Genomic DNA, 22,848 nt, shown 5'->3' on the forward strand with positions numbered 1-22,848 from the left:
CTCGGCCGTGTAGCGTTCACCGGCATGAAAGCTCGGCAAATCGCGGTGGGGGACCGGGAATGGACGGTGCGGGTCGACGGCCCGGAGTCTCGGCACAGCGTGCTGTTGCTACCGGACGCCGGTGACCCGGCGGACGTGTTCGACCAGGTGTGCGCCAGGTTGCACAATTCCGACCTGCGCACCATCGCGGTGGAATCGGTCGACGGCCTGGAACCGGCGGCGATCCACGCGATCCTCGACGAGGTCGGCGTGCCCTACACCCACGTCGCCGGTCGCGGCGCGGGCGCGCAGCTCGCCTGGCGGCTGTGCGCGGGCACGTTCGGGCGGTTCATCAGTCTGACCGTGGCCGATCACGGTCATCCGGCGGTGGCGGGGCCGGACGGTTCGATCGCCGATCCGGAGTGCCGTCCGATGGAGGTGCCGGTGACGGTGATCGCCACCAAGCGGCTGCCGCGCGCGGTCGCGGACACCTCCGGTCGCTACATCTACGGGGAGTTCCGGGTCGTGCAGGTCGACGTCGACAACGTCGCCACCGAGGCCGACCACGAACTGGCCACCGAGATCGTGCTGCGCACCAGCCCCTGGTGAGACGAACCGTTCCGATCTATTGTTCGCTCGGACGAGCGAGAGATCGAGAACGAGGGACCGATGCGGGGGATGCGGGGCGCGCTGGCGCTCGCCGTGGCGGCGGGGCTGAGCACCGGCTGCACACACTGGATGCCGGGCACCCCGACCCCGGAGCCCGCGGCCCGGGCCGAGGTCACCATCGACGACTACGGGCTGGACCTGGCCCTGCGCGAGCGCGCCGATCTGCGGACCGCCGCGGTGCTGCGCACCATCGACCCGTGTGGCCTGGTCAGCCGCACCGAACTCGGCAAGTACGGGCGCGTTGTCCAGGTCGTCCCGCACGGCGGCCCGCACCGCTGCCAGGTGCTGGTCCTGTCCGGCGCCGGTGACTCCCAGCGCCTGCTGATCGAGCTCGGCGACCGTAAACCGGACGCGCCCGCCGACTACGCGGTGGACGGCGGCGTGGTGCTGCGCGCGCCGAACGCCAGGGGCACCGACTGCGCACTGGTCGTGCCGATGAAGCTTCCGGCCGCCGGGATCGGCGGCCTCGGCGGTGAGACGTTCACCACCTACACCAGTGTCACCGCGCACGCCTTCGACGGCGACAACTGCCTGCCCGCCGCCACCGTGGCCGCGAAAGTGCTTGCCGCGGCCGAACATTTGAAGCTGCCGCTGCGCGGGTACGCGGCGAACCGGCTGCCGGGCGGCGGCAACGATCCCTGCGCGCTGGCGGGGCACCTGCCGGCGGGCTGGCGCGTGGGCCGGTTCATCACCCTTTCGGCCCCCTACGACTGCACCTTCTACGCCAAGGCCGCCGACAACAAGGACCACTACTTCACGATCCGGCTGGAGATCGGCAAAGCCGACGTGACCAGCTCGCTCGCCGACCCGATCGACCTGGGCGGCCGACCGGGGACGCTCTACTGCCCGCCGCACACCTCGCCGGAGGTGCCGGAGAACTGCTTCGCCGACTTCGCGCTGGACGGCACCCTGGACGGCAATGTGGCGGATTCCCCGCTGCGCGGCCTCGAGCTGTCCTACGGCAAGGTGCGGACCGTGGTCAGCGTGTACGGCATCCGGGCCGTGGTCCAGGAGTTCGCGACCGCGGCCACCGCGCTCTACCGCTGAGCGCTGTCCGCGGACTTGCGCTGGTACTCGGTCAGCCAATCGAGCCAGTTGTCGAGCTCGGTGAAGGCCTGCGCCAGCGGCTGCGCCGAGGACAGGAACACGTCGTGGCGCGCGCCGTCGACCGGGACGATATTGGTGCGATCGCCGAGGCAGCCCGCCCAGCGCTGGATCTGGCGCACATCGAGCACCACGTCGGCGACGTCGGCGGCGGGCCCGTACTTGCGGGCGAACTTGGTCAGGCGCGAGCGCAGGATCAGCGAGGGCACACCGATATCCAGGCCGCGGTGCAACCGGGCGTGCCCCTCGCGGATGGCGCGCAGCCAGCCGAGCCGCACCGGGAAACCGGCCAGCGGCTTCCAATCCAGGTTGTAATCCCATTCGCCCGCGACGGTGCGGTGCAGGCTGTCGCCGTAGGTGCTGATCTTCGCGCCGGGCAGCTCGAACATGGAACGGAACCGGCCCAGCGCCTTGATGACCGGCGTGCCGACGGTCCGGTAGTAGGACGGGCCCTGCAGGTCGAACCACGGGCTGTTGAGCACGAGCCCGCTGATCCCCGCGGCCGCCGTGCCGCCGGCCTTGTTGAGCCGGTCCAGCCAGAGCGGGGTGATGAGCCCGCCGGTGGAGTGCGCGATCACCAGCACCGGCGCGCCCGTTTCCGCCTTGACGATGCGCAGCGCCTCGTTCAATTCCGCGTCGTAGAGCGCCAGATCGGTGACGTAGTGCGGCGTCTGGCCGTCGCGCAGCGAGCGCCCGCACTTGCGCAGATCCAGCGCGTAGAACCGATGGCCGCGATTGGTGAAGTGCTCGGCCAGGTGCTGCTGGAAGAAGTAGTCGGTGAATCCGTGCACGTAGAGCACGGTGGCTTCGGTCGCGGCCGCGCCCGACTCGGAGGTATGGCGCACCAGGGTGGCCACCGCTTCGCCCTCGCCGTCCGGGTCCGGCCCGAGCGGGATGCTCCGGTACTCGTAACCGGCCCCGAGCACGTCGGGATGCCAGTGCTTAGTAGTGATGTCGGACACGCTGACCGAGGTTTCATCCGTCACCAGACCCAATCTAGGCCAGGTCGCGCTTGGATCGAAGAGCGGTGGGTAGGACTTTATCTATGTCACATTCGCCAGGTTCGTTGCAGGTATTCGGGGCGGTGAGGTGCACAATCGGGGGAGGTGACTCAGGGGTAACCTTTTGTTCACCTAGCGCCCGTGCCCACGCTGCCCACCCTCACCGGTGGGAAGCGAGACGTGACAAGGAAGTCGATCAACCGTGCCGAACGCTGCCATGACTGAAAAGACCGATGTTGTCCTCATCGGTGCCGGCATCATGAGTGCCACTCTCGGCGCGCTGCTGCGTCAGCTGCAGCCGGAGTGGACGATTTCCATGTTCGAGCGCCTGGACGCCGCCGCCGCCGAGAGCAGCGACCCGTGGAACAACGCGGGCACCGGCCACTCCGCGCTGTGCGAGCTGAACTACAGCCCGCAGAACGCCGACGGCTCCGTCGATGTCACCAAGGCCATCGACATCAACGAGCGTTTCCAGGTGTCGCGCCAGTTCTGGGCCTACGGCGTCGAGAACGGCATTCTGGGCGACCCGTCGCGCTTCATCAACCCGATCCCGCACGTCAGTTTCGTGCACGGCGCGGACGACGTGCAGTACCTGCGCAAGCGCTACGAAGCGCTGTCCGGGCACCCGCTGTTCGAAGGCATGGAATACGTCGACAGCCCCGAGGAATTCGCGCGGCGACTACCGCTGATGGCACGCGGGCGGGACTACTCCGACCCGGTCGCGCTGAACTGGACCGACGCGGGCACCGACATCGACTTCGGTTCGCTGACCAAGGAACTGCTCGCCTACCTCGGCACGAGCGGCGCGGACATCGCCTTCGGCCACGAGGTGCGCAACCTGACCAAGCAGGCCGACGGCAGCTGGCTGGTGAAGGTCGAGAACCTGCGCACCGGCCGGGCGCGCACCCTCAACGCCAAGTTCGTCTTCGTCGGCGCGGGCGGCGGCGCGCTGCACCTGCTGCAGAAGTCCGGGATCAAGGAGATCAGCGGTTTCGCCGGTTTCCCGGTGAGCGGCCAGTTCCTGCGCTGCACCAACCCCGAGCTGATCGCCCAGCACGAGGCCAAGGTGTACGGCAAGGCCGCCGTCGGCGCGCCGCCGATGTCGGTGCCGCACTTGGACACTCGCGTCATCAACGGTGAGGCGGGGCTGCTGTTCGGCCCGTACGCCGGATGGACGCCGAAGTTCCTCAAGGACGGCTCCAACGCCGACCTGTTCAAGTCGATCCGCCCGGGCAACCTCGCACCCATGCTCGGCGTCGGCCTCACCGAGCTGTCGCTGGTCAAGTACCTGGTCAGCGAGCTGCTGAAGTCGCAGGCCGGCAAGGTCTACACGATGGAGGAGTTCATCCCGCGCGCCGAGGGCCGGGATTGGGAGCTCATCACCGCCGGTCAGCGCGTGCAGATCATCCGCCGCAAGGGCGCGGGCGGCGTGCTCGAGCTCGGCACCGCCGTGATCGCGGCCGAGGACGGCTCCATCGCGGGTCTGCTCGGCGCTTCGCCGGGCGCGTCGACCTGTGTCACCGCCATGCTCGACGTGCTGCAGCGCTGCTTCCCGACCGAGTACGCCGGCTGGGCGCCGAAGCTGCAGAACATGGTGCCGTCGCTGGGCGTGAAGCTCTCCGACAACAAGGCGCTGTTCGGCGAGGTGTGGGATTGGACCTCCAAGACTCTCAATTTGACATCGGCCCGGCACGCGGGGGTCGCGCCGACGAGCTAGGCGTGGTAGCAAGATGCGATGATGTCAACGGTTGTTCTCAAGCGGTCATGGGCACAGGATCTCGACACCGCCACCCTTTATCAGCTGTTGAAACTTCGCGTCGAAGTCTTTGTCGTGGAGCAGAAGTGCGCCTACCCGGAGCTGGACGGTCTAGACCTGCTCCCGGAGACCAGGCACTTCTGGCTCGACGACGAGGGTGAGGTCGTAGCCACCGCACGGTTGTCCGAAGAGCACGACGACGGTGTGAAGTCCTTCCGCGTCGGGCGGGTCTGTACCGAGAAGTCGGCACGCGGCCACGGCTATGCGAACCGTCTGGTTCGCGCCGCCGTCGCCGAGGCCGGCTCGGACCCGATTCGCCTGAGCGCCCAGAGCTACCTGGTGGAGATGTACACCAAGCTGGGTTTCCACGTGGATGGCGAAGAGTTCATCGAGGACGGCATCCCGCACGTCCCGATGCGCAAGGGCTGAATCGCGGCGCGCGCACCCCTGTCCCGGACCTCCGTTCCCTGGCAGGGGTGCTCGTTCGTCTCCGGGGTGGTGCGGGCGGCGTCGGTCGGCGCGCCTAGAGTTGGGGCGTGTCCGTGTCCCATTTCGAACCTGCCGTGTCCGCCCGAACCGAGGAAGCCGGGTTTCCGTTCTCCGCCGTTGTCGGCCAGGAGCGGTTACAGCTCGCGCTGATCTTGTGCGCGGTCCATCCGGGGATCGGTGGCGTGCTGGTGCGCGGCGAGAAGGGGACCGCGAAATCGACTGTGGTGCGCGCGCTCGCGCAGTTGCTGCCGCCCGTCGTCGACGAGACCGGGGCACGGCCCGCGCGGCTGGTGGAGCTGCCGGTCGGCGCCACCGAGGACCGCGTGGTCGGCTCGCTGGATCTGGAACGGGTGCTGCGCGACGGTGAGCAGGCGTTCCGGCCCGGTCTGCTGGCCGCGGCCCATCACGGCGTGCTCTACGTCGACGAGGTCAACCTGCTGCACGATCACCTGGTCGACGTGCTGCTCGACGCCGCCGCCATGGGGCGCGTGCACATCGAGCGCGACGGGGTCTCGCATTCGCATCCGGCGCGGTTCGTGCTCGTCGGCACAATGAATCCCGAAGAGGGTGAGCTGCGTCCGCAGCTGCTCGACCGGTTCGGGCTCACCGTCGACGTCGCCGCCTCCCGGAACGTGGACGTGCGCATGTCCGTGGTGCGCCGCCGCCTCGACTACGAAGCCGACCCGGGCGGGTTCGCGGCGCGCTACGCCGGCGCCGATCGCGAAGTCGCCGACCAGATCCTGACCGCCCGCGACCTCGTCGCCCAGGTGCGCCTCGACAATGTGGAGCTGCGCCGGATCGCCGCGCTGTGCGCCTCCTTCGACGTCGACGGCATGCGCGCGGACCTGGTGGTCGCGCGCACCGCCACCGCGCACGCCGCCTGGCGCGGCAGTGACCGGGTGACCGAGGACGACGTGCGCGTCGCCGCGGAACTCGCGTTGCCGCATCGGCGGCGGCGGGATCCGTTCGACGAGCCCGGGATCAGCGAGGAGCAGCTGGACGAGGCGATGCGGGACGCGGGGGAAGAGGCGTCGCGCGAGTCCGGGGAACTCGATCGGGACGAGGAGCCCGGGGCCGAGAACCCTTCCGGCGGTGCGCGTTCGGAGGGATCGGACGAAGATCCGGATGACGATCCAGACGGGCCTGGCGGGCCCGATGGATCGGGCGGCCCCGATGGATCGGATGGCCCCGATGGGTCGGGCGGCCCTGACGGCCCGGGGGACCCGAAGCCACCTCGGAACGAACCGCGCGACAGCTCCGACGACTCGGAAAACCCCGGCGGACCCGCCCGCAAAAGTCGCACCGGGACACCGGCTTCCGGCAAGATCGCCGCACCGCGCTGGGAGGTCCCCGGAATCGGCGAAGGCGCCCCGGGCCGCCGTTCCCGCGCACAGACCCGGCAGGGCCGCGTAGTGCGCCCCATCACCGAAACCACCGCGGGCCTGCACCTGCTCGGCACGATCTTCGCCGCCGCCCCCCACCAGCACCGCCGCCGAACGGCCCTGGGCATCGCGGGTATCCGGACTGCCGAGATGTTCGGTGACTTCGGGCAGCCCGGTTCGCTCCCGGGCGATACCGATCTGAATTCGATTGGCCCCGCGCCGGTCTCGGGTGGCCCCGGTTCGGTCTCCGGCGGCACCGATCCACTTCCGGCCGCCGAACCGATCTCGATCGGCAGCGGTTCCACGGGCCGCGGTGCGGGCGCGATCGCTGGACGTAACGGCCACGGATACGGCGGCAAGCTGCTGCTGGAGGCCGCGGATCTGCGGGGCGCGTACCGCGAAGGGCGCGAGGGCAATCTGGTGGTCTTCGTGGTCGACGCCTCCGGTTCGATGGCCGCGCGCGATCGGCTCTCCGCCGTGACCGGTGCGGTGGTGGCCCTGTTGCGCGACGCCTATCAGCGGCGCGACAAGGTCGCCGTCATCACCGTGCGCGGTCAGGACGCCGAACTGGTGTTGCCGCCGACCTCCTCGGTCGACATCGCGGTCCGCCGCCTGGCGGGTATGCGCACCGGCGGCAAGACTCCGCTCGCCGCGGGGCTGTTGAAGGCCCGCGAGGTCATCGGCCGCGAACGCGTCCGCGATCCGCGCCGCCGCCCGATGCTGGTCCTGCTCACCGACGGCCGCGCCACCGGCGGCATCGACCCGGTGCTGCGCGCCCGCGCGGCCGCCGACATGCTCGCCCGTGCGTCGGTCACCGCCATGGTCGTGGACTGCGAACGCGGCATGATCCGGCTCGGCCTCGCCGCCGACCTGGCCCGTGACCTGCGCGCCGGCTACCTGCGCCTGGCCGAACTGACCGGCGACGCCGTCGCGGACGTGGTGCGCGCCGGCGCCGGCCGGACGGCCGCCAGAGCCGCGTGAACACGCACCGCCCGCTTCGGCGGTGGTCGGTGGCTCGGTCAGATGTACCTCATAACAAGGAGTTTCGATGCCCAAGGGTGTGCCGGAGACGGTTCCGGACGACGGATTGACGACCCGGCAGCGGCGTAATCTGCCGGTGCTGGCGGTGCATACCGGGCCCGGTAAGGGCAAGTCGACGGCGGCGTTCGGGATGGCGTTGCGGGCCTGGAACCAGGGCTTCGATGTCGCGGTGTTCCAGTTCGTGAAGAGCGCGAAGTGGAAGGTGGGCGAGGAGGCCGCTTTCCGCACGCTCGGCCAGTTGCACGAGGAGACCGGCGCCGGCGGGTCCGTGGAGTGGCACAAGATGGGCGAGGGCTGGTCCTGGACCCGCAAGCAGGGCACCGAGGAAGACCACCAGGCCGCCGCGCTCGCGGGCTGGCAGGAGATCTCCCGCCGCCTGGCCGCCGAACAGCACCGCTTCTACGTCCTCGACGAATTCACCTACCCCCTGAAGTGGGGCTGGGTCGACCTCGACGAGGTCGTGGAAACCCTGACCAACCGCCCCGGCAACCAGCACGTCGTCATCACCGGCCGCGACGCCCCGCCGGCCCTGCTGGCCGCCGCCGACCTCGTCACCGAAATGACCAAGCTCAAGCACCCCATGGACGCGGGCCGCAAAGGCCAGCGCGGTATCGAATGGTGAGCCGACCCTCGACAACCGAGGCCTGGCCGCGGCGAAGCGCGGGTAGCCCCCGCTGTGCTGTCCCACTGCGGAGCGCGCGATGAGCGTGCCCGCGGTGGTGATCGCCGCGCCCGCGTCCGGGAGTGGCAAGACCACGCTCGCGACGGGGTTGATCGGGGCGCTGCGGCGAGCCGGGCATGTGGTGGCGCCGTTCAAGGTGGGGCCGGACTACATCGACCCCGGGTATCACGGGCTGGCCGCCGGTCGTCCAGGGCGGAACCTGGACCCGGTACTGGTCGGGGCGGAACGCGTGGTGCCGCTGTACCAGCACGGTACGCGGGGTTGTGATCTCGCGGTGGTCGAGGGCGTGATGGGCCTGTTCGACGGCCGGATCGACGAAAACCATGCCGGACCGGTCGCCGAGGGGTCGACCGCGCAGGTCGCGAGTCTGCTCGGCGCCCCGGTCATCCTCGTGGTCGACGCCCGTGGCCACAGCCAGAGCCTGGCCGCCCTGCTGCACGGTTTCGCCACCTTCGACAGCGGGATCCGTTTGGGCGGCGTGATTCTCAACCGTGTCGGCAGCGAACGCCACGACCAGGTCCTGCGCGCCGCCTGCGCCCGCGTCGGCCTCCCGGTCCTCGGTTCGCTACCGCGCATGGCCGAACTGGAAGTCCCCTCACGCCATCTCGGCCTCATTCCCGCCGTCGAGCACGGCACCGCCGCCACCGCCGCGGTCGCCGCGATGACGGATCTCGTTGCGGCACATGTCGACTTGGCGGCGATCGCCGCGCTGGCCCGCTCGACAGTGGCGGGCCCGGCCTGGGATCCCTCCGAGGCCGTGGCGCCGTCGACGAGCGACGGGCGCGGTGCGGATCCGCACGTACCCGTATCGCAGCCGGCCTCGTCGGACGGCCCGGTGATCGCGATGGCCGGTGGTCCCGCGTTCACCTTCGGATACGCCGAGCATCGTGAGCTGCTGAGCGCCGCGGGTGCGCGGGTGGCGACCTTCGATCCGCTGCACGACGAACTGCCCTCGGGCACAGCCGGTCTGGTGCTGCCGGGTGGATTTCCGGAGGAACATGCCGCTGATCTGGCCGCCAATTCCCGGCTGCTGAAGTCGGTTCGGGAGTTGGCGGGGCTCGGGTTGCCGATGCACGCCGAATGCGCGGGGCTGCTCTATCTCACTCGATCGCTGGACGGGCACCCGATGGCCGGGGTTCTCGACGTCGACGCGGAATTCGGTCCGCGCCTGACGCTCGGGTATCGCGATGCGGTGGCGCTGGTGGACTCGGTGCTGTGGCGGGCGGGCGAGCGGGTGCGCGGCCACGAGTTCCACCGCACCCGGTTGATTTCCACCGGTACGGACGCCGCGGCCTGGGGCTGGCACGGGAGCCGAGGCGAGCGGGTCCGGGAAGGTGCCCTGGTCGGCAACGTCCACGCCTCGTATCTGCATACCCATCCGGTTGGAAACCCCACCGCCACCGCACGATTCGTGGCCGCCGCCGACGACTTCGCGAGCGCACGTGTCGCCGGTTGACGCCCCGGTGGCGCGGTCCACGACCGGCGGCTCCCATGGCTGAGCTGATTGTCGGGATCGGCGCACGGCCCGGGGTCACGGCCACCGCGATTCGCCGCGCGCTCCGTGAAGTGCTGGGCAACAACATCATTCGTGGTCTCGCGACGATCGATCGGCGCGCCGCGGAGCCCGGGTTGTCGCTGGTGGCCGCGGAGCTGGGCATCCCGGTCCGCGCGTTCTCGGCGGCCGAGCTGGATCGCGTGGTGGTGCCCGGCGCGGCCCGGCGGGTCCGGGACGCCGTGGCGACCGGCAGTGTCGCCGAGGCGGCGGCGATTCTGGCGGGGGAGGGCCCGCTGGTGGTACGCAAACGGGTGGTCGGCGGGGTGGTGATCGCCGCGGCGCGATACCAGCCCGGCTCGGTCTGACAGCTCGGCAGGTGCCCGCCGGGCGCGGGCACCTGCCGATCGGTTACGGGGCCACCGAGCCCCAGTCGGCGAACCCGGTGGGGTCGTGCCGCCCGAGGCTGGCGTGCTCGAACAGCCCCCAGCCTTCGGCGTCGCCGCAGCGTGCGTGACCGACGTGGTCGATGACGCCGTAGGGGATGCGGGCGGCGATGGCGGGATCGGTGAGGTCGTAGCTGCGGGAGTCGACCCAGCCGCGGCCCTTCCATTGCCCGTGCAGCCAGTCGGGGTCGCCGCCGTAGCCGCAGCCGATGTGCAGCGGGACGTTGGTGCCCGCGGTGACCTCGATGTCGAGCGGCTTGCCGTCGGCGGTGGTGCATTCCAGCCGCGCGGATTCGGGAATCCTGGTGCCGGAACGGTATTTGATCGAGATGCGCGGCCACCCGAGCTGCTCGACGCGGCCGTCGGGCCAGATGCGGGTGGCGTCGTTGAGGGTGCGCCGGCCGTCGGGCTCCTCCTGCACGATGATGATGATGGAGAAGTCGTCGAAGCGCAGCGGCACGTAGAGCCACCAGAAGCCGCCGGAGGGTTCGGCGGCGGCGCGCCCGGCGGGCTCGGTTTCGCCGATCGGGCGGATGCCCCAGGAGCGGTCGCGGGTGCCGGTCCACACCGCCGGATCGACGGCGGTGTCCACGCCGTCGACGGTCAAGGTCCCGGCCCAGGAACCGACCTGGGCGAAGCGGGTGGCGTCGATGATGGGCCGGTTGTGGTTGAGGATCAGATGCGGCTGCTCCTGCACGACCGGGAAGGCGCCCTCCCAGGTCATGTCCATGCCGAGGTCTTCGTGCTCGCAGATGACCCGGAGCTTGCGCAGCGGTTCGACGACCTCGATGCGGTAGCCGCCGACGGCCATGTCCAGGCTGCGGTCGCCCAGGGCATCGGAGAAGCGCACCGAGCGCTGCGAATCACCGCGCCGCACACAGACATAGGCGTCGGTGACGCCGAGGTTCGGGTAGACGCCGAACCCGGTGATCAGCAGGGTGCCGCCGTCTCGGTCGTGACCGTTGAAGTAGCTGCGGTCGTAGAAGTTCCGGTCGCTGGAGACCACCCGCGCCATGGTCAGCGGCGTCTGGTGGATCGGGTATTCGTCCAACGGAGCGGGCGCGGAGCCCGGAATGCGTTCGGCCATATCGGTTCTCAATCCCACTGGTAGGTTCCGTCGAGCAGCGCCTCGAGGCCTGCCCGGTGCATCACGTAGTCGTCGCGATCCGGCGTGTCGGTGTCCTCGCCGAAGTGCATCATCCGGCGCTTGACCCGGGCCATCACGATCGCGTGCTTGAGCGCGGAGAAGACGATGTAGAAATCGAGATCTCGCAGCGTATGGCCGGTCAGCTCTTCGTATTTCGCCACCACCTCCGCGCGCCGGCAGAAGTCCGGCAGGCCGGGCTGGTCGAAGCGCACGGCCAGATCCTGGAAGAAGCGGTGCAGGAAGATGAGCCAGGCCACGTCGAGTTCGCGCGGGCCGAGGGCGGCCATCTCCCAGTCCAGGACCGCGGCGGGTTCGAAGCCGCGGTAGAGGATGTTGCCGGGCCGAGAGTCGCCCCAGCACAGCACATCCGGGCCCGGATCGGCCGGCCAGTGCGCGTCCAGCCAGTCGAAGGCCCGCTCGATGATCGGGATGGCGTAGCCGTCGTCGGCCAGGCCCCACCGATACCAGCCGCGGTACCAGTCGACATTGCGGCGCAGCGCCTGGCCGGGGCCGTCCAGCATCGGGAATTTCGTTGCGGGGTCGGCGATGTCGTGGATCTTGGCGATCGCCTCGACGGTGCCCGCGACGAGCCGGGCGTGGTCCTCGGCGCTCGCGTCGAACACCCAGCCCAGGAAGACGTAGGGCGGATTGTCCGACACCACACGGCCTTCGGCCTTGTCCATCACGAAGAAGGGCGCGCCGAGCACGGTCGCGTCGGTTTCCAGCCAGCGCAGCGCGGGCACCGGCACGTCGGAGGCCGCCGCGACGCCCGCCATCACGTGGTACTGGGTGGCCAGGTCGTAGGTCTCGAAGATCGGGTAGTCGCTGTCCTGCGGCGCCAGCCGGGCCACGAAAGAACCGCTTTCCCGGGCGCCGCCGGCGCTCCACTCGGCGTCGAAGAACACCGAGGTGCTCGACATACCCGCGCCCTCCGGCCGCGACAGCGCCGAGATCTTCGGCGGTTCGTCGGCGGCGACCCGGCCGCCGAGCCACCGCGACAACTCCTCGGCAAGGGTGTCGAGATCACGGCCACTGACGGTGAGTTGCATCCGCTCGGTGGGGTCGGGCGCATCGGCCATATTCGTCCTCCTGAAACCTGTTCGCTCGGTCGCGAATGTAACCGGCATACCGCAGTGGCGCAGCCGATTCCGCGCTGGCCGGCGAACCCGTCCACTGCGCGGGCGAGCTCGCTCACTGGCCGGAATCGATGGTTGACATGTCCGGCCACGCGGCGTTTGCTGGTCGCTCTGCCAGCGCCCGCGCGGGCGCGGTGGTGCAGGCACCACCGCGCCCGGTAGCGCTCTCACCCCACGGTGCTGGGGGTAGCACGTAAGTCGTGCGGCGTAGGGGAAGACCAGGGATTTCCTGGAGGTGCGCACCCGGAGCCGGCCGATAGTTTTCGACCATCGAAATGTTGTCGGTGAGAGTGAGGTCTTCGGGTGAGTGCCCTCGGTGCGCAGGTAGCGGAGAAAGATGACAGCGCGGTGGACCTACCGCTGGAACCCCGGCGACCGTGGCATCCGCTGGCCCGCATCGGATTCCGGTTCTGCTTCACCTATTTCACGCTGTTCTGTCTGCTGTTCGCGCAGATCCTGTTCGTGTTCGCGGGTATCGCGATCGCCGTGCTGCCGGACGACGCGGTCGCGTGGCAGATGAACCAGGTCGCCCCGGTGGCCGAATGGTTGGGCGAACACGTCTTCGGCGTCGAAGCCGTGCTGCAGTCGAACGGCAGCGGCGACCAGGCCGCGATCTGGATGATGGTGTTCGGCATGCTGGTGCTGGCCGCCGTGCTCACCCTGATCTGGACGCTGGTGAGCCGGCGCACCGAATACCGCACGCTCAGTACCTGGTTCGTGACCGCGATCCGGCTGTGCGCCGGTGGGCAGTTGCTCTGGTACGGCTTCGCGAAGCTGATCCCCAACCAGATGCCGTATCCGACGCTGACCACGATGTTGCAGCCATACGGCAACTTCACCAAGATCGACGTGCTCTGGAACCAGGTCGGCGTGTCACCGGTCTACCAGGTGCTGCTCGGCGCCGCCGAGGTGCTGGCGGGGCTGCTGCTGTTCCTGCCGCGCACCGCGACCCTGGGCGGCATGCTGGGCCTGATCAGCATGCTGCAGGTTTTCCTGTTGAACATGACCTACGACGTCCCGGTCAAGATCCTGGCGTTCCACCTGGTGCTGATGGCGCTGATCGTGCTCGCGCCGCAGACCCGCCGGATCCTGGACTTCCTGGTACTCCAGCGGAATACCGCCCCGGCGACCCAGCGGCCACTGTTCCGCACCCGCCGGGCCAATCGCCTCGCCGCCGTCGCCCAGGTGGCCCTCGGCCTGTGGGCGACCACCGCATGCCTGCACGACGCGCACCAGATTTGGTACGAATACGGTTACGGCGCACCGAAGCCCGCGCTCTATGGCATTTGGAACGTGACCGAGTTCAGCCGCGACGGGCAACCACTGCCGCCGCTGACCACCGACGAGAATCGCTGGCAGCGGCTGGTCTTCGATCAGGGCTTCATCACCCGCCAGCGGATGGACGGCACCCTCGTGCCGAGCACGGGTGCGGTCGACACCGCCGCCCGGACCGTCACCCTTACCGCGCCGCCACAGTCCGCGGACGCCGCACCCGTCCCGTTCGCCCAGCTCACGTTCGAAGAACCGGCCCCCGATCGGCTCGTCCTGCGCGGCGAGGTCGACGGTCATCCGGTGACGGTGTCGCTACAGAAGCAAGACCTCGACGCGTTCCGGCTGCGCGGACCGGGCTTCCACTGGGTGCAGAACGCCCCGGCCCTGGGCTGACCGAACCCGGGCCTCGGAGGACCCGGCCGGGGGGTCGGGTCCTCCGGCGCGGCGTTAGGTTTGCTGCGCAGGGCGGTGCGGGAGGTGAGGTGGTCGCGTGAGCGCGGTGGGTGCGACGGCTCGGGAGAACGCGGCGTGGCCGCCGCCGGTCAGGGCCGGGTTCCGGTTCTGCGTCAGCTATTTCCTGCTGTTCGGTGTGGTGTTCACCCAGTTCCTGTTCGTCTTCGCGGGCTCGGTCACCGAGTTCCTGTCCGAGGAATCGGTGCTGTGGCAGGTCTCGTGGCTCACCGCGGGCCCCGCGTGGATCGGCAGGCACGTCTTCGGGGTCGATGCCACGCTGCGGATGAGCCAGAGTGGCGATCAGGCCTATATCTGGGTGCTGGTCTGCTGCCTGCTGGTCCTGGCCGGGTTGCTCACTCTCGTCTGGACCGCCCTGGCCCGGCGCACGGAGTACCGGCGGCTCGGGGCGTGGTTCGTCTTCGGCGCGCGGATCTGCCTGGGAACACAGCTGCTCTGGTACGGCATCGCCAAGCTCGTCCCGAACCAGATGCCCTACCCGCCGCTGACCACCCTGCTGGAGCCCTTCGGCGGCTTCACCCGGATGGAGGTGCTGTGGAACCAGGTCGGCATCGCACCGGCGTATCAGGTGCTGCTGGGTGCGGCGGAAGTGCTCGCCGCGCTCCTGCTGCTGGTGTCGCGCACCGCCACACTGGGCGGATTGCTGGCATTGATGTGCCTGACCCAGGTGTTCGTGCTGAACCTCACCTACGACGTGCCGGTGAAGTTGTTCTCACTGCATCTCCTGCTGCTTGCCATAGTGGTGCTGGCCCCGCAAGCGCGTCGGCTCGCGAATATTCTTGTGCTGCAACGATCATCCGAGCCCGCCGTGCAACCGGCGCTGGCCGCGAACCCGCGCGTCGCCACGGTCGTTCCGGTGTTGCTCGGCCTGCTGGCGAGCAGCACCTGCCTGCGCGACGCCTGGCAGAGCTGGCACGAATGGGGTTACGGCGCACCGAAACCGGCGCTCTACGGCATCTGGGACGTCACCGAGTTCACCGTCGCCGGACAGTCGCTCCCGCCGCTGACCACCGACGAAACCCGCTGGCAGCGCCTCATAGTCGACATCTCCGGGCTCACCTATCAGCGCATGGACGGCACGCTGGTGCGCACGCCGGGAACGGTCGACGCCGCCGCGCACGCCGTCACCCTGTCCGGGATCGCCGCCCTCGCCTATGACAATCCGGCCCCTGACCTGCTCGTGCTCCAGGGCGAGTTACATGGCGACCCGGTCGCGGTGCGGCTGACGCGGCACGACCTCGACGATTTCCGGGTGCGTCGCCCCGGCCTGCACTGGGTGCAGGAAACCCTCCCGCGCGACTGACGCGGTCTTGGACGCTCAGCGCAGGTTGGTGGACTGATTGGACCAGTTGCGCGACGGGGTGGTGAACTCGCCGCCGACGGTGAAGGCCCAGCGGGCCGCGGTGTCGCCACGAAGCTGGGCCAGCAGCCAGGCCGTGGGGTAACCGAGGTAACCGTAGACGCCGGTGCCGCAGGGGAAGGAAGCCTCGGCGCAGGTGGGTTTGCCCTGCACGTCATTGTGATTCGGGCCGATCAGGGTGGCCCACGCCTTCGGCAACTGCTCGGGTATCGCCTCGAAATAGGCCCGGTTGGACTGCAATCCGGCGCTCTGCCACGGCTGGGTCTGCGTCGACGGGGAGATGATCCCGTCCTGCGAGCCGTTCACCAGGAACACCGAACCAGCGGTCAGCGCGCGGGTGTCGGGGCACCACTTCCCGGTGTTGCACCAGATTTGTGCGGGCAACTCCAGCGGCACCGCCGTCTTGATCCGGCCGTTCGATCGCAGCATCGCGTTGAGGACACCGCTGGCACCCTGCGAATGCCCCATCGCGCCCACCGAATTCGCGTCCAGCCTGCCGTGGAAGACGCTCGCCGGGTCCGCGGCCTGCGCGAGCAGGTAGTCCAGCGACTCGATGATCTCCTGACCGGAACCGGTCTGCTGATTCTGCGTGGCGACCACCACGAAACCCCACGAGGCCAGATGCCGCAGCAGGTAGCTGTACTGCGCGGGCACCGCGTTGGTGCCGTCGCCCCACACCAGGATGGAGTGCTGGAACCCGCCCGCGCCGAGGTCGGTGGGCCGCCAGAGGTCGAACTTCGCGCCCGTCGAATCGCAGCAGCCGGCGCCGGACTGCTCGGTCACCGCCCATGGGCCGGGCTGGAAGTAGGTCGCCTCGATGCCCGGGTTCGGGACGTAGGGTGCGGGATCCGCCTGTGCCGCACCGGCTGTCAGCAGCGGTACGCCGAGCGCCACCGTCACCAGTATCCGAAACAGCCATCCCAGTCGCATCCGCCGAGTATAGAAATGAAAATCCCCGCCGGGTTGTGCACGCGCCCAAGGGCTTTGTGCATTTCGACGTAGCGAGTGGCGTGCGCCACATCTACAGTTAGGAAATCATTGCTTCCTAACAGGTCGAAGGTGGCTCCATGCGTTGGAAATTGCTTGCCGCACCGGTCATCTCGCTCATCACCGTACTCGCGGCGGGCACCGCGGGCGCCACGCCCCAGCACGTGCCGTGGGGCCCGGTGGAAAACGTGGGCGGCATCCTTCCGCACGCCGTCGACTTCCGCGGCACCCCACCGGGCGCGAACGACTGGAACTGCCGCCCCACCCCCGAGCATCCGGAACCGGTGGTGCTGCTCTCCGGCACCAGCGCCGGGCCCGCGCAGAACTTCCGGTGGCTGGCACCGCTGCTGGCCAACAACGGCTACTGCGTCTACGCCCTGACCTACGGGATCGACCCGTCCAGTCTCAGCGGCATGCTCGGCGGGCTGTCCCTGCCCGGCAACGCCGACATGCGACGCGTCGCCGCCGAGGAACTCGCGCCGTTCGTCGATCGGGTGCTGGCCGCGACCGGCGCCGAGCGGGTCGACTTCCTCGGCCACTCGCAGGGCACGGTGCTGCCGCGCTGGTACGTACGGTTCCTGGGCGGCGCGGCGAAGGTCGCGAAGTCGGTCAACCTGACGCCGCTGTGGAACGGCTCCACCCTCTACGGCCTCAGCCACCTGGTGCGCGGCCTCGACGACCTCGGCGCGGGCCCGGCGGTCGAGGGCGTGGTCGGCCTGTTCAGCCACGCCGTGCTGGACTTCGTGACCGGCTCGGACTTCTTGAACGCCGTCAACGCGGGCGACGCCTTCCCCGACAGCATCGACTACACCAGCATCATGACCCGCTACGACGAGGCCGTCGTCCCCTACACCAGCGGTTTCGCCCCGCCCGGACCCAACATCACCAACGTCGTTCTGCAAGACCTGTGCCCGCTGAACTTCAGCGAGCACCTGTTCGTGGCGGCCGATCCCGTTGTCGGGCAACTCGTCCTGAACGCGCTCGATCCCGAGCACGCGACGCCGGTCGACTGCCAGGGGCTGCCGCGCAACAGCGGATAGCCCGCGCCGGACAGACCGCGCGGCCGGTTCGGTGGCTGACCAGGCGTCCCGTAGGCTCGAACCTTGTGTCGAACCCGTCAGCAAGCCCCGATGAGCACGCGGAAACCACCCCGGCCGGGGATCCGAACTACCTGGTCGGCCTCGATCTGAACGGTCGCCGCGTGGTCGTGGTCGGCGGCGGATCGGTGGCGCAGCGCCGACTCGGCCTGCTCATCGCCGCCGGCGCCGACGTGCACGTCATCAGCCGCAGCGTTACCCCCGCCGTCGAAGGCATGGCGACATCCGGGCAGATCACGGCCGACCTGCGCGCCTACGAAGACGGCGATCTGGACGGCGCCTGGTACGTCATCGCCTGCACCGACGAACCGGAGACCAACGCGGCCATCGTCGCCGAGGCCACCCGCCGCCGGGTGTTCTGCGTGCGTGCCGACACCGCCCGCCTGGGCACCGCCGTCACCCCGGCCACCGCCCGCTACGACGGGCTCTCGCTCGGCGTGCTGGCCGGCGGCGAGCACCGCCGTTCCGCGGCGGTCCGCAACGGACTGCTCGAGGCCCTGCAATCCGGCGTGGTGACCGACGATTCGGCCCCGATCGTCCCGGGCGTCGCGCTGGTCGGCGGCGGCCCCGGCGACCCCGACCTGATCACCGTCCGCGGCCGCCGCCTGCTGGCCCGCGCGAACCTGGTCGTCGCCGACCGCCTCGCGCCGCCGGAGTTGCTCGCCGAACTCGGCCCCGATGTCGAGGTGATCGACGCGGCCAAGATTCCCTACGGCCGCGCCATGGCCCAGGAGGCGATCAACCTCGCCCTCGTCGAGGGTGCGAAGGCGGGCAAGTTCGTGGTCCGGCTCAAGGGCGGCGATCCCTATGTGTTCGGCCGCGGCTTCGAGGAAGTCGAAGCCTGCCTCGAAGCGGGCATCCCGGTGACCGTCGTCCCGGGCATCACCAGCCCCATCTCCGTTCCCGCGGCGGCGGGTATCCCCGTCACCCACCGCGGCGTGACGCACGAATTCGTCGTCGTCAGTGGACATGTCGCGCCGGATCACCCGGATTCGCTGGTCGACTGGCCCGCGCTGGGCCGGCTGCGCGGCACCCTCGTGCTGATGATGGCCGTCGAGCGCATCGAGCAGTTCGCTCAGGCTCTGCTCGACGGCGGCCGCCCCGCCGATACCCCCGCCACCGTCATCCAGGAGGGCACCCTGCGCACCCAGCGTGTCCTGCGGGCCGACCTCGCCACGGTCGCGGCCCGGGTGCGCGACGAGGGCATCCGCCCCCCGGCGATCGTGGTGATCGGACCCACCGCGGGCTTCTCCGCCGAGTAGCCGGGACCTGGAACATCGCGGCCTCGACCGTAGATCGGGGGCCGACGGCGGTGGACGAGTCGATTACAGTGGCTGACTGTGCTCCAGAATCCCGCTGCGCCGATGCAGTATCCAGTGACGCAGCGGGCCTTCGGGCTCGCGATCCTCGTACTCAGTGGGATGCAGCTGATGACCGTGCTCGACGGCACGGTGACGATCCTGGTGGTGCCGCGGCTGCAAGCCGACTTCGGCATGACGGCCTCCAGCGCGAACTGGGTGATCACGGCCTACGCGCTCACCTACGCCGGGCTCATGCTGCTCGGCGGCCGGGTCGGTGACGCCTTCGGGCGCAAACGGATGTTCCTGGTCGGCGTCGGGCTGTTCGCGTTCGCCTCGCTGCTGTGCGGTCTGGCGATCAACGGCGGCATGCTGATCGGCGCGCGGGCGTTGCAGGGCGTCGGCGCGGCCTTCGCCTCGCCGACCGCCATGGCCCTGGTCGTGACGACGTTCGCGCCGGGCAAGGCCCGCAACCAGGCCATCGCGATCTTCGGTTCGATGGTCGGTGTCGGCTCGGTGGCGGGCCTGGTCGTCGGCGGCGCGCTGGCCGACGTGTGGTGGCGCGGCATCTTCCTGATCAATGTCCCGATCGGGCTGCTGGTCATGGTCGGCGCGATGATCTGCCTGAAGGACAGCGAGCACCAGCGCCTCACCCTCGACGTGCGCGGCGCGGTGCTGGCCACCTTCGGCGTCTCGGCCCTGGTCTTCGGCGGCATGGAGGGCCCGGTACTGGGCTGGACGCACTGGGCGATCCTGACCTCGCTGCTGAGCGGCGCGGTGCTGCTGGTCGCCTTCGTCGTCGCCGAGGGCAGCGTGGACAATCCGCTGCTGCCGTGGTCGCTGTTCGGCAGCAGAGACCGGGTGGCGACCTTCCTCGCGGTGCTGCTGGCCGCCGGTGTGATGGGCGGCATCTCCATCTACGGCGCGCAGTATGTCCAGAACGTGCTGGGCTACACGGCCTTACAGTCCGGTCTGATCTTCATTCCGTTCACCATCGGTATGGGCATCGGCGGTGCGGCGTCCTCCCAGCTGGCCACCCGTGTCGCACCGCGCTGGGTGATCGCCCTCGGCGCCGGGCTCGCGGCGGCGGCCCTGGTCTTCGGCTCGACGCTGGACCGTTCCGCGCATCTGCCGACGCTGCTGGTGCTGTTCCTGGTGATCGGCACGGGCGTCGGGATCGTGCTGGTGATCGTTCCGCTGTGCCTGATCGTCGGCGTCGAGGTGACCGAGGTCGGCCCGCTGAGCGCGGTCGGCCAGATGCTGATGGCCTTCGGGCCGGCGCTGGCGCTCGGTTTCCTCGGCCCGGTCGTCGTCTCGCGCAGCCTGGCGATGGGCGGCAGCGACAGCGTCAAGCCCGCTGACATGAGTACCACCCAGCTCGACGCCCTGAGCAGTGGCTACACCCTGGCCCTGTTCCTGTGCGGCGCCGGTGTGCTGCTCACGCTGTTCATCGCGCTCACCATCCGCTATAGCGCCGCCCAGGTCGCGCAGGCTCAGCACGCTCAGGAAGAAGCCCAGCAGACCTGACAACCGGGCCGCGAGGTGGGAAGATCGCGAGAGTGACCAGCAAGCCCACCCCGGAGGAACGCCTCAGCGATCTGGTGCGCCTGCGCCGGGTGCGTGACCGGATCGACCGGGAGTATGCCCAGCCGCTGGATGTGGAAGCCCTCGCCCGTGACGCGCACATCTCGGCCGGGCATCTCAGCCGCCAGTTCAAGGCGGCCTACGGCGAATCGCCGTACTCCTATCTGATGACCCGCCGCATCGAGCGCGCGATGACGCTGCTGCGCCGCGGCGATCTGAGCGTCACCGAGGTCTGCTTCGAGGTCGGCTGCTCCTCGCTGGGCACCTTCAGCACCCGCTTCACCGAACTCGTCGGCATGCCGCCCAGCGCCTACCGGGAGCAGGAGGCGATGGCTACCGAGGGCATGCCCTCGTGCGTGGCCAAGCAGGTGACCCGACCGATCAGGAATAAAGAAGCGCAGGCAACCTGACCGCAATTAGCCTGGTCATCATGGAAATCGCCATTTATCAGAGCTATCTCCCGCAGACCGACCCGGAGGCCGCCCTGGCCTTCTACCGCGACGCCCTCGGTTTCGAGGTGCGCAACGACGTCGGCTACAACGGCTTGCGCTGGCTGACCGTCGGCCCCGCCGGCCAGCCCGACATCGGCATCGTCCTGTATCCGCCGTCCGCCGACCCGGGCATCACCGAGGAGGAGGGGCGGGTCATCGGCGAGATGATGGCCAAGGGCACCTTCGCCAGCATCAACCTCGGGACCGCGGACCTCGACGGCGTCTTCGAGAAACTGCGGGCCGGCGGCGCCGAGGTGGTGCAGGAACCCACCGACCAGCCCTACGGCGTGCGTGACTGCGCCTTCCGCGACCCCTCGGGCAACATGGTCCGCATCAAGCAGACCGGTTAGCTCACCGAACGCAACCGCCGCAGGGTGGTCTGATCGAGATCCAGTTCCAATTCGATCGGCCCGAGTTCGGCCGCGATGGCCTCGAACTCCGCGGCCCAGCGGCCGATCGGAGCGGCACGATGTACGAGACCCCAGCTCAGCGTGGGACTTTCCTCGATCGGGAGGTACACCGCCTCGCCGCGGTCGTAGTACTTGATTGCCTGCCCGCAGGCGAAGGCCACCGCGTCACCGGCGGATACGGCGAACAGGATCTCCTCGCGGGTCGGCTGCGGCGCGTCGGATTCCCGCGCCGGCAGCGGCGAGAACGACTTCTCCCAGTAGTCGGGCAGCGGCAGCCCGGAGGGGAGGACCTCGTACTCGGCGATCTCGGCCAGCGTGACCGAGGTGCGCCCGGCCAGCGCGTGCGCGTGCCCGACCACCAGCACGATGGGTTCGGTGAATGCCGGCGGACCGGTCTCGAGGTCGGCCTCCAGCACCGGCATGGCCAGCAGTGCCACGTCGACCTCGCCGCTGCGCACCAGCGCGAACGGGTCGTCGATCCGGACTTCCCGCATACGCAATCGCACACTGGGACAGCGAGTTCGGAACAGTGCGGTGATCGGGGCCAGGTCCTGCCACATCGGGCCGAGCACACCGAGCGTCAGCGTTTCCGGCCCGCCGCGAGCGGCGCTCGCGGCGGATTCGACCCCGTCGAGAATGCGCCGGTATCCGGCTCGCAAATCGTCGCGCAGTTGCTCGCCGAGCGGCGTCAGGGTGACTTTGCGACTGGTTCGCTCGAACAGCGGCGCCCCGATACGACGCTCCTGTTTGGCGATGGTCTGACTCACCCGCGGCGTCGAGATGTGCAGCCTCTCCGCGGTCCGGCCGAAGTGCAACTCCTCGGCCAGCGTCAGAAAGATCTCGATATCCCGCAACTCCATCCCGTAATCGTCCGCGATCGTTAACCCCGCACGCAACCGTCGTTTCGTGATTGCTCATTGTTCGCCCCCGTGCCGAACGGAAAACTGAATCTCGTCAGCAGAAACCGAAACAAGAGAGGTCAGGGGCATGGCAGTCGTACGGACCCACCGATACACCGTGGTGACCGGCAAGCTGGCGCAGTTGCTCGAACAGCGCATGCGATTGATCCGTGGTCTGCGCTCGGCGAACCCCGCGTTCACCGCCGCCACCCTGATCCGCCAGGAGGACGGGTCCTACCTCGATATCTGGCGCTGGGAATCGGCCGAGGCGCGCCGCGGCGCACTGGCCGAGGCGCTCGCGGCGCTGACCACCGGCCACACCGTCGTGGACGGTGAAGTGCTCGTCGAACGATAGAACTCGACAAGGAGATCATCATGTCCTACAGCAAGAACAACCGGAAAGTGCACCGCGCGATGTCGATCACCTTCACCGCGACCGTGCTGCTCTGCTTCATCGCCGTCCCCTTCGGCGCGCTGGAATCCGCGCCGTGGATCTTCTACCTGCCGCTGCCGCCGCTGTTCGTCCTGATGGGCACCGGCCTCTACATGTACGCCCAGCCCTACCTGGCGAAGCGCCGCAACGGCCGTCCCGCCCCCGTCAACCAGTCCTGATCAGGCAAGATCGATACGCCACCCCGCAGCACAGATGGAGACC

The 22,848-nt window shown here is 69.4% G+C and carries 22 protein-coding genes; 17 read left to right on the forward strand and 5 right to left on the reverse strand.

What is annotated here, in order from left to right; all coding sequences use genetic code 11:
- Positions 1–24: 24 nt before the first annotated feature.
- Both AB0H76_RS05600 and AB0H76_RS05605 read left to right on the forward strand, forming a co-directional pair.
- On the forward strand, positions 25–588 hold the full coding sequence (locus AB0H76_RS05600; protein WP_357317789.1) for an alpha/beta hydrolase: 564 nt from the start codon (positions 25–27) through the stop codon (positions 586–588).
- Between the two features lie 60 nt (positions 589–648).
- Positions 649–1,695 (forward strand): hypothetical protein, encoded by a 1,047-nt coding sequence (locus tag AB0H76_RS05605; RefSeq protein ID WP_357317792.1) that lies wholly within the window; start codon positions 649–651, stop codon positions 1,693–1,695.
- Here AB0H76_RS05605 and AB0H76_RS05610 read toward each other — a convergent pair.
- A complete protein-coding gene (locus tag AB0H76_RS05610; RefSeq protein WP_357317794.1) occupies positions 1,686–2,738 on the reverse strand; it encodes an alpha/beta hydrolase in 1,053 nt (350 codons plus the stop codon). The genes AB0H76_RS05605 and AB0H76_RS05610 overlap by 10 nt on opposite strands.
- 217 nt (positions 2,739–2,955) lie before the next feature.
- Here AB0H76_RS05610 and mqo point away from each other — a divergent pair, with 217 nt between their 5' ends.
- The 6 genes from mqo (at position 2,956) to AB0H76_RS05640 (ending at position 9,963) form a co-directional block, all read left to right on the forward strand.
- Positions 2,956–4,470 carry a malate dehydrogenase (quinone) gene (gene mqo / locus AB0H76_RS05615; RefSeq protein WP_357317796.1) on the forward strand — a complete coding sequence of 505 codons (1,515 nt, stop codon included), beginning with the start codon at positions 2,956–2,958 and terminating at the stop codon, positions 4,468–4,470.
- 18 nt (positions 4,471–4,488) lie between these two features.
- Positions 4,489–4,938: a GNAT family N-acetyltransferase gene (locus AB0H76_RS05620; protein ID WP_357317798.1), complete on the forward strand. Its 450-nt coding sequence runs from the start codon at positions 4,489–4,491 to the stop codon at positions 4,936–4,938.
- 107 nt (positions 4,939–5,045) lie between these two features.
- Positions 5,046–7,361 (forward strand): VWA domain-containing protein, encoded by a 2,316-nt coding sequence (locus AB0H76_RS05625; RefSeq protein ID WP_357317801.1) that lies wholly within the window; start codon positions 5,046–5,048, stop codon positions 7,359–7,361.
- 67 nt (positions 7,362–7,428) lie between these two features.
- Entirely contained in the window at positions 7,429–8,043 is a 615-nt protein-coding gene (gene cobO, locus AB0H76_RS05630) for a cob(I)yrinic acid a,c-diamide adenosyltransferase (protein ID WP_357317803.1), read from the forward strand.
- A 79-nt stretch (positions 8,044–8,122) separates the two neighbouring features.
- The gene (locus AB0H76_RS05635; protein WP_357317805.1) at positions 8,123–9,559 is read left to right on the forward strand and encodes a cobyrinate a,c-diamide synthase; all 1,437 of its coding nucleotides are present in this window, start codon (positions 8,123–8,125) and stop codon (positions 9,557–9,559) included.
- Positions 9,560–9,594: 35 nt separating this feature from the next.
- The gene (locus tag AB0H76_RS05640) at positions 9,595–9,963 is read left to right on the forward strand and encodes a cobalamin biosynthesis protein (RefSeq protein ID WP_357317807.1); all 369 of its coding nucleotides are present in this window, start codon (positions 9,595–9,597) and stop codon (positions 9,961–9,963) included.
- A 43-nt stretch (positions 9,964–10,006) separates the two neighbouring features.
- Here the strand turns inward: AB0H76_RS05640 and AB0H76_RS05645 are convergent, their stop codons facing one another.
- Positions 10,007–11,128, reverse strand: a complete 1,122-nt coding sequence (locus AB0H76_RS05645; RefSeq protein ID WP_357320422.1) for a hypothetical protein — start codon at positions 11,126–11,128, stop codon at positions 10,007–10,009.
- 8 nt (positions 11,129–11,136) lie between these two features.
- On the reverse strand, positions 11,137–12,267 hold the full coding sequence (locus tag AB0H76_RS05650; protein ID WP_357317809.1) for a phosphotransferase family protein: 1,131 nt from the start codon (positions 12,265–12,267) through the stop codon (positions 11,137–11,139).
- A gap of 360 nt (positions 12,268–12,627) precedes the next feature.
- On the opposite strand from AB0H76_RS05650, the gene AB0H76_RS05655 reads away from it, so the two are divergent.
- Both AB0H76_RS05655 and AB0H76_RS05660 read left to right on the forward strand, forming a co-directional pair.
- Positions 12,628–13,989, forward strand: a complete 1,362-nt coding sequence (locus AB0H76_RS05655) for a DoxX family protein (protein WP_357317811.1) — start codon at positions 12,628–12,630, stop codon at positions 13,987–13,989.
- 97 nt (positions 13,990–14,086) lie between these two features.
- Positions 14,087–15,370, forward strand: a complete 1,284-nt coding sequence (locus tag AB0H76_RS05660) for a DoxX family protein (RefSeq protein ID WP_357317814.1) — start codon at positions 14,087–14,089, stop codon at positions 15,368–15,370.
- Between the two features lie 15 nt (positions 15,371–15,385).
- Here AB0H76_RS05660 and AB0H76_RS05665 read toward each other — a convergent pair whose 3' ends face one another.
- The gene (locus AB0H76_RS05665) at positions 15,386–16,357 is read right to left on the reverse strand and encodes a hypothetical protein (protein WP_357317816.1); all 972 of its coding nucleotides are present in this window, start codon (positions 16,355–16,357) and stop codon (positions 15,386–15,388) included.
- Positions 16,358–16,494: 137 nt separating this feature from the next.
- Here AB0H76_RS05665 and AB0H76_RS05670 point away from each other — a divergent pair, with 137 nt between their 5' ends.
- The 5 genes from AB0H76_RS05670 to AB0H76_RS05690 all read left to right on the forward strand — a co-directional run bounded on the left by AB0H76_RS05670 (position 16,495) and on the right by AB0H76_RS05690 (position 21,234).
- Positions 16,495–17,454 carry a lipase gene (locus AB0H76_RS05670; RefSeq protein ID WP_357317819.1) on the forward strand — a complete coding sequence of 320 codons (960 nt, stop codon included), beginning with the start codon at positions 16,495–16,497 and terminating at the stop codon, positions 17,452–17,454.
- Between the two features lie 65 nt (positions 17,455–17,519).
- Positions 17,520–18,773, forward strand: coding sequence for a uroporphyrinogen-III C-methyltransferase (cobA, locus tag AB0H76_RS05675; RefSeq protein ID WP_357317822.1), 1,254 nt, complete (start codon positions 17,520–17,522; stop codon positions 18,771–18,773).
- 102 nt (positions 18,774–18,875) lie between these two features.
- The gene (locus AB0H76_RS05680) at positions 18,876–20,336 is read left to right on the forward strand and encodes an MFS transporter (RefSeq protein ID WP_357317825.1); all 1,461 of its coding nucleotides are present in this window, start codon (positions 18,876–18,878) and stop codon (positions 20,334–20,336) included.
- 32 nt (positions 20,337–20,368) lie between these two features.
- Positions 20,369–20,803, forward strand: coding sequence for a helix-turn-helix transcriptional regulator (locus AB0H76_RS05685; protein ID WP_357317828.1), 435 nt, complete (start codon positions 20,369–20,371; stop codon positions 20,801–20,803).
- 20 nt (positions 20,804–20,823) lie between these two features.
- Positions 20,824–21,234: a VOC family protein gene (locus AB0H76_RS05690; RefSeq protein WP_357317831.1), complete on the forward strand. Its 411-nt coding sequence runs from the start codon at positions 20,824–20,826 to the stop codon at positions 21,232–21,234.
- On the opposite strand, the gene AB0H76_RS05695 is transcribed toward AB0H76_RS05690, so the two are convergent.
- Positions 21,231–22,154, reverse strand: a complete 924-nt coding sequence (locus AB0H76_RS05695) for a LysR family transcriptional regulator (RefSeq protein WP_357317834.1) — start codon at positions 22,152–22,154, stop codon at positions 21,231–21,233. The two genes, AB0H76_RS05690 and AB0H76_RS05695, sit on opposite strands and share 4 nt — an antisense overlap.
- 127 nt (positions 22,155–22,281) lie before the next feature.
- Here AB0H76_RS05695 and AB0H76_RS05700 point away from each other — a divergent pair, with 127 nt between their 5' ends.
- Both AB0H76_RS05700 and AB0H76_RS05705 read left to right on the forward strand, forming a co-directional pair.
- On the forward strand, positions 22,282–22,548 hold the full coding sequence (locus AB0H76_RS05700; protein WP_357317837.1) for a hypothetical protein: 267 nt from the start codon (positions 22,282–22,284) through the stop codon (positions 22,546–22,548).
- Positions 22,549–22,568: 20 nt separating this feature from the next.
- Positions 22,569–22,805 carry a hypothetical protein gene (locus tag AB0H76_RS05705; RefSeq protein ID WP_357317840.1) on the forward strand — a complete coding sequence of 79 codons (237 nt, stop codon included), beginning with the start codon at positions 22,569–22,571 and terminating at the stop codon, positions 22,803–22,805.
- Positions 22,806–22,848: the final 43 nt, after the last annotated feature.

This window comes from Nocardia sp. NPDC050712, from assembly GCF_040654295.1.
In the GTDB taxonomy this organism is placed as follows: Bacteria; Actinomycetota; Actinomycetes; order Mycobacteriales; family Mycobacteriaceae; genus Nocardia.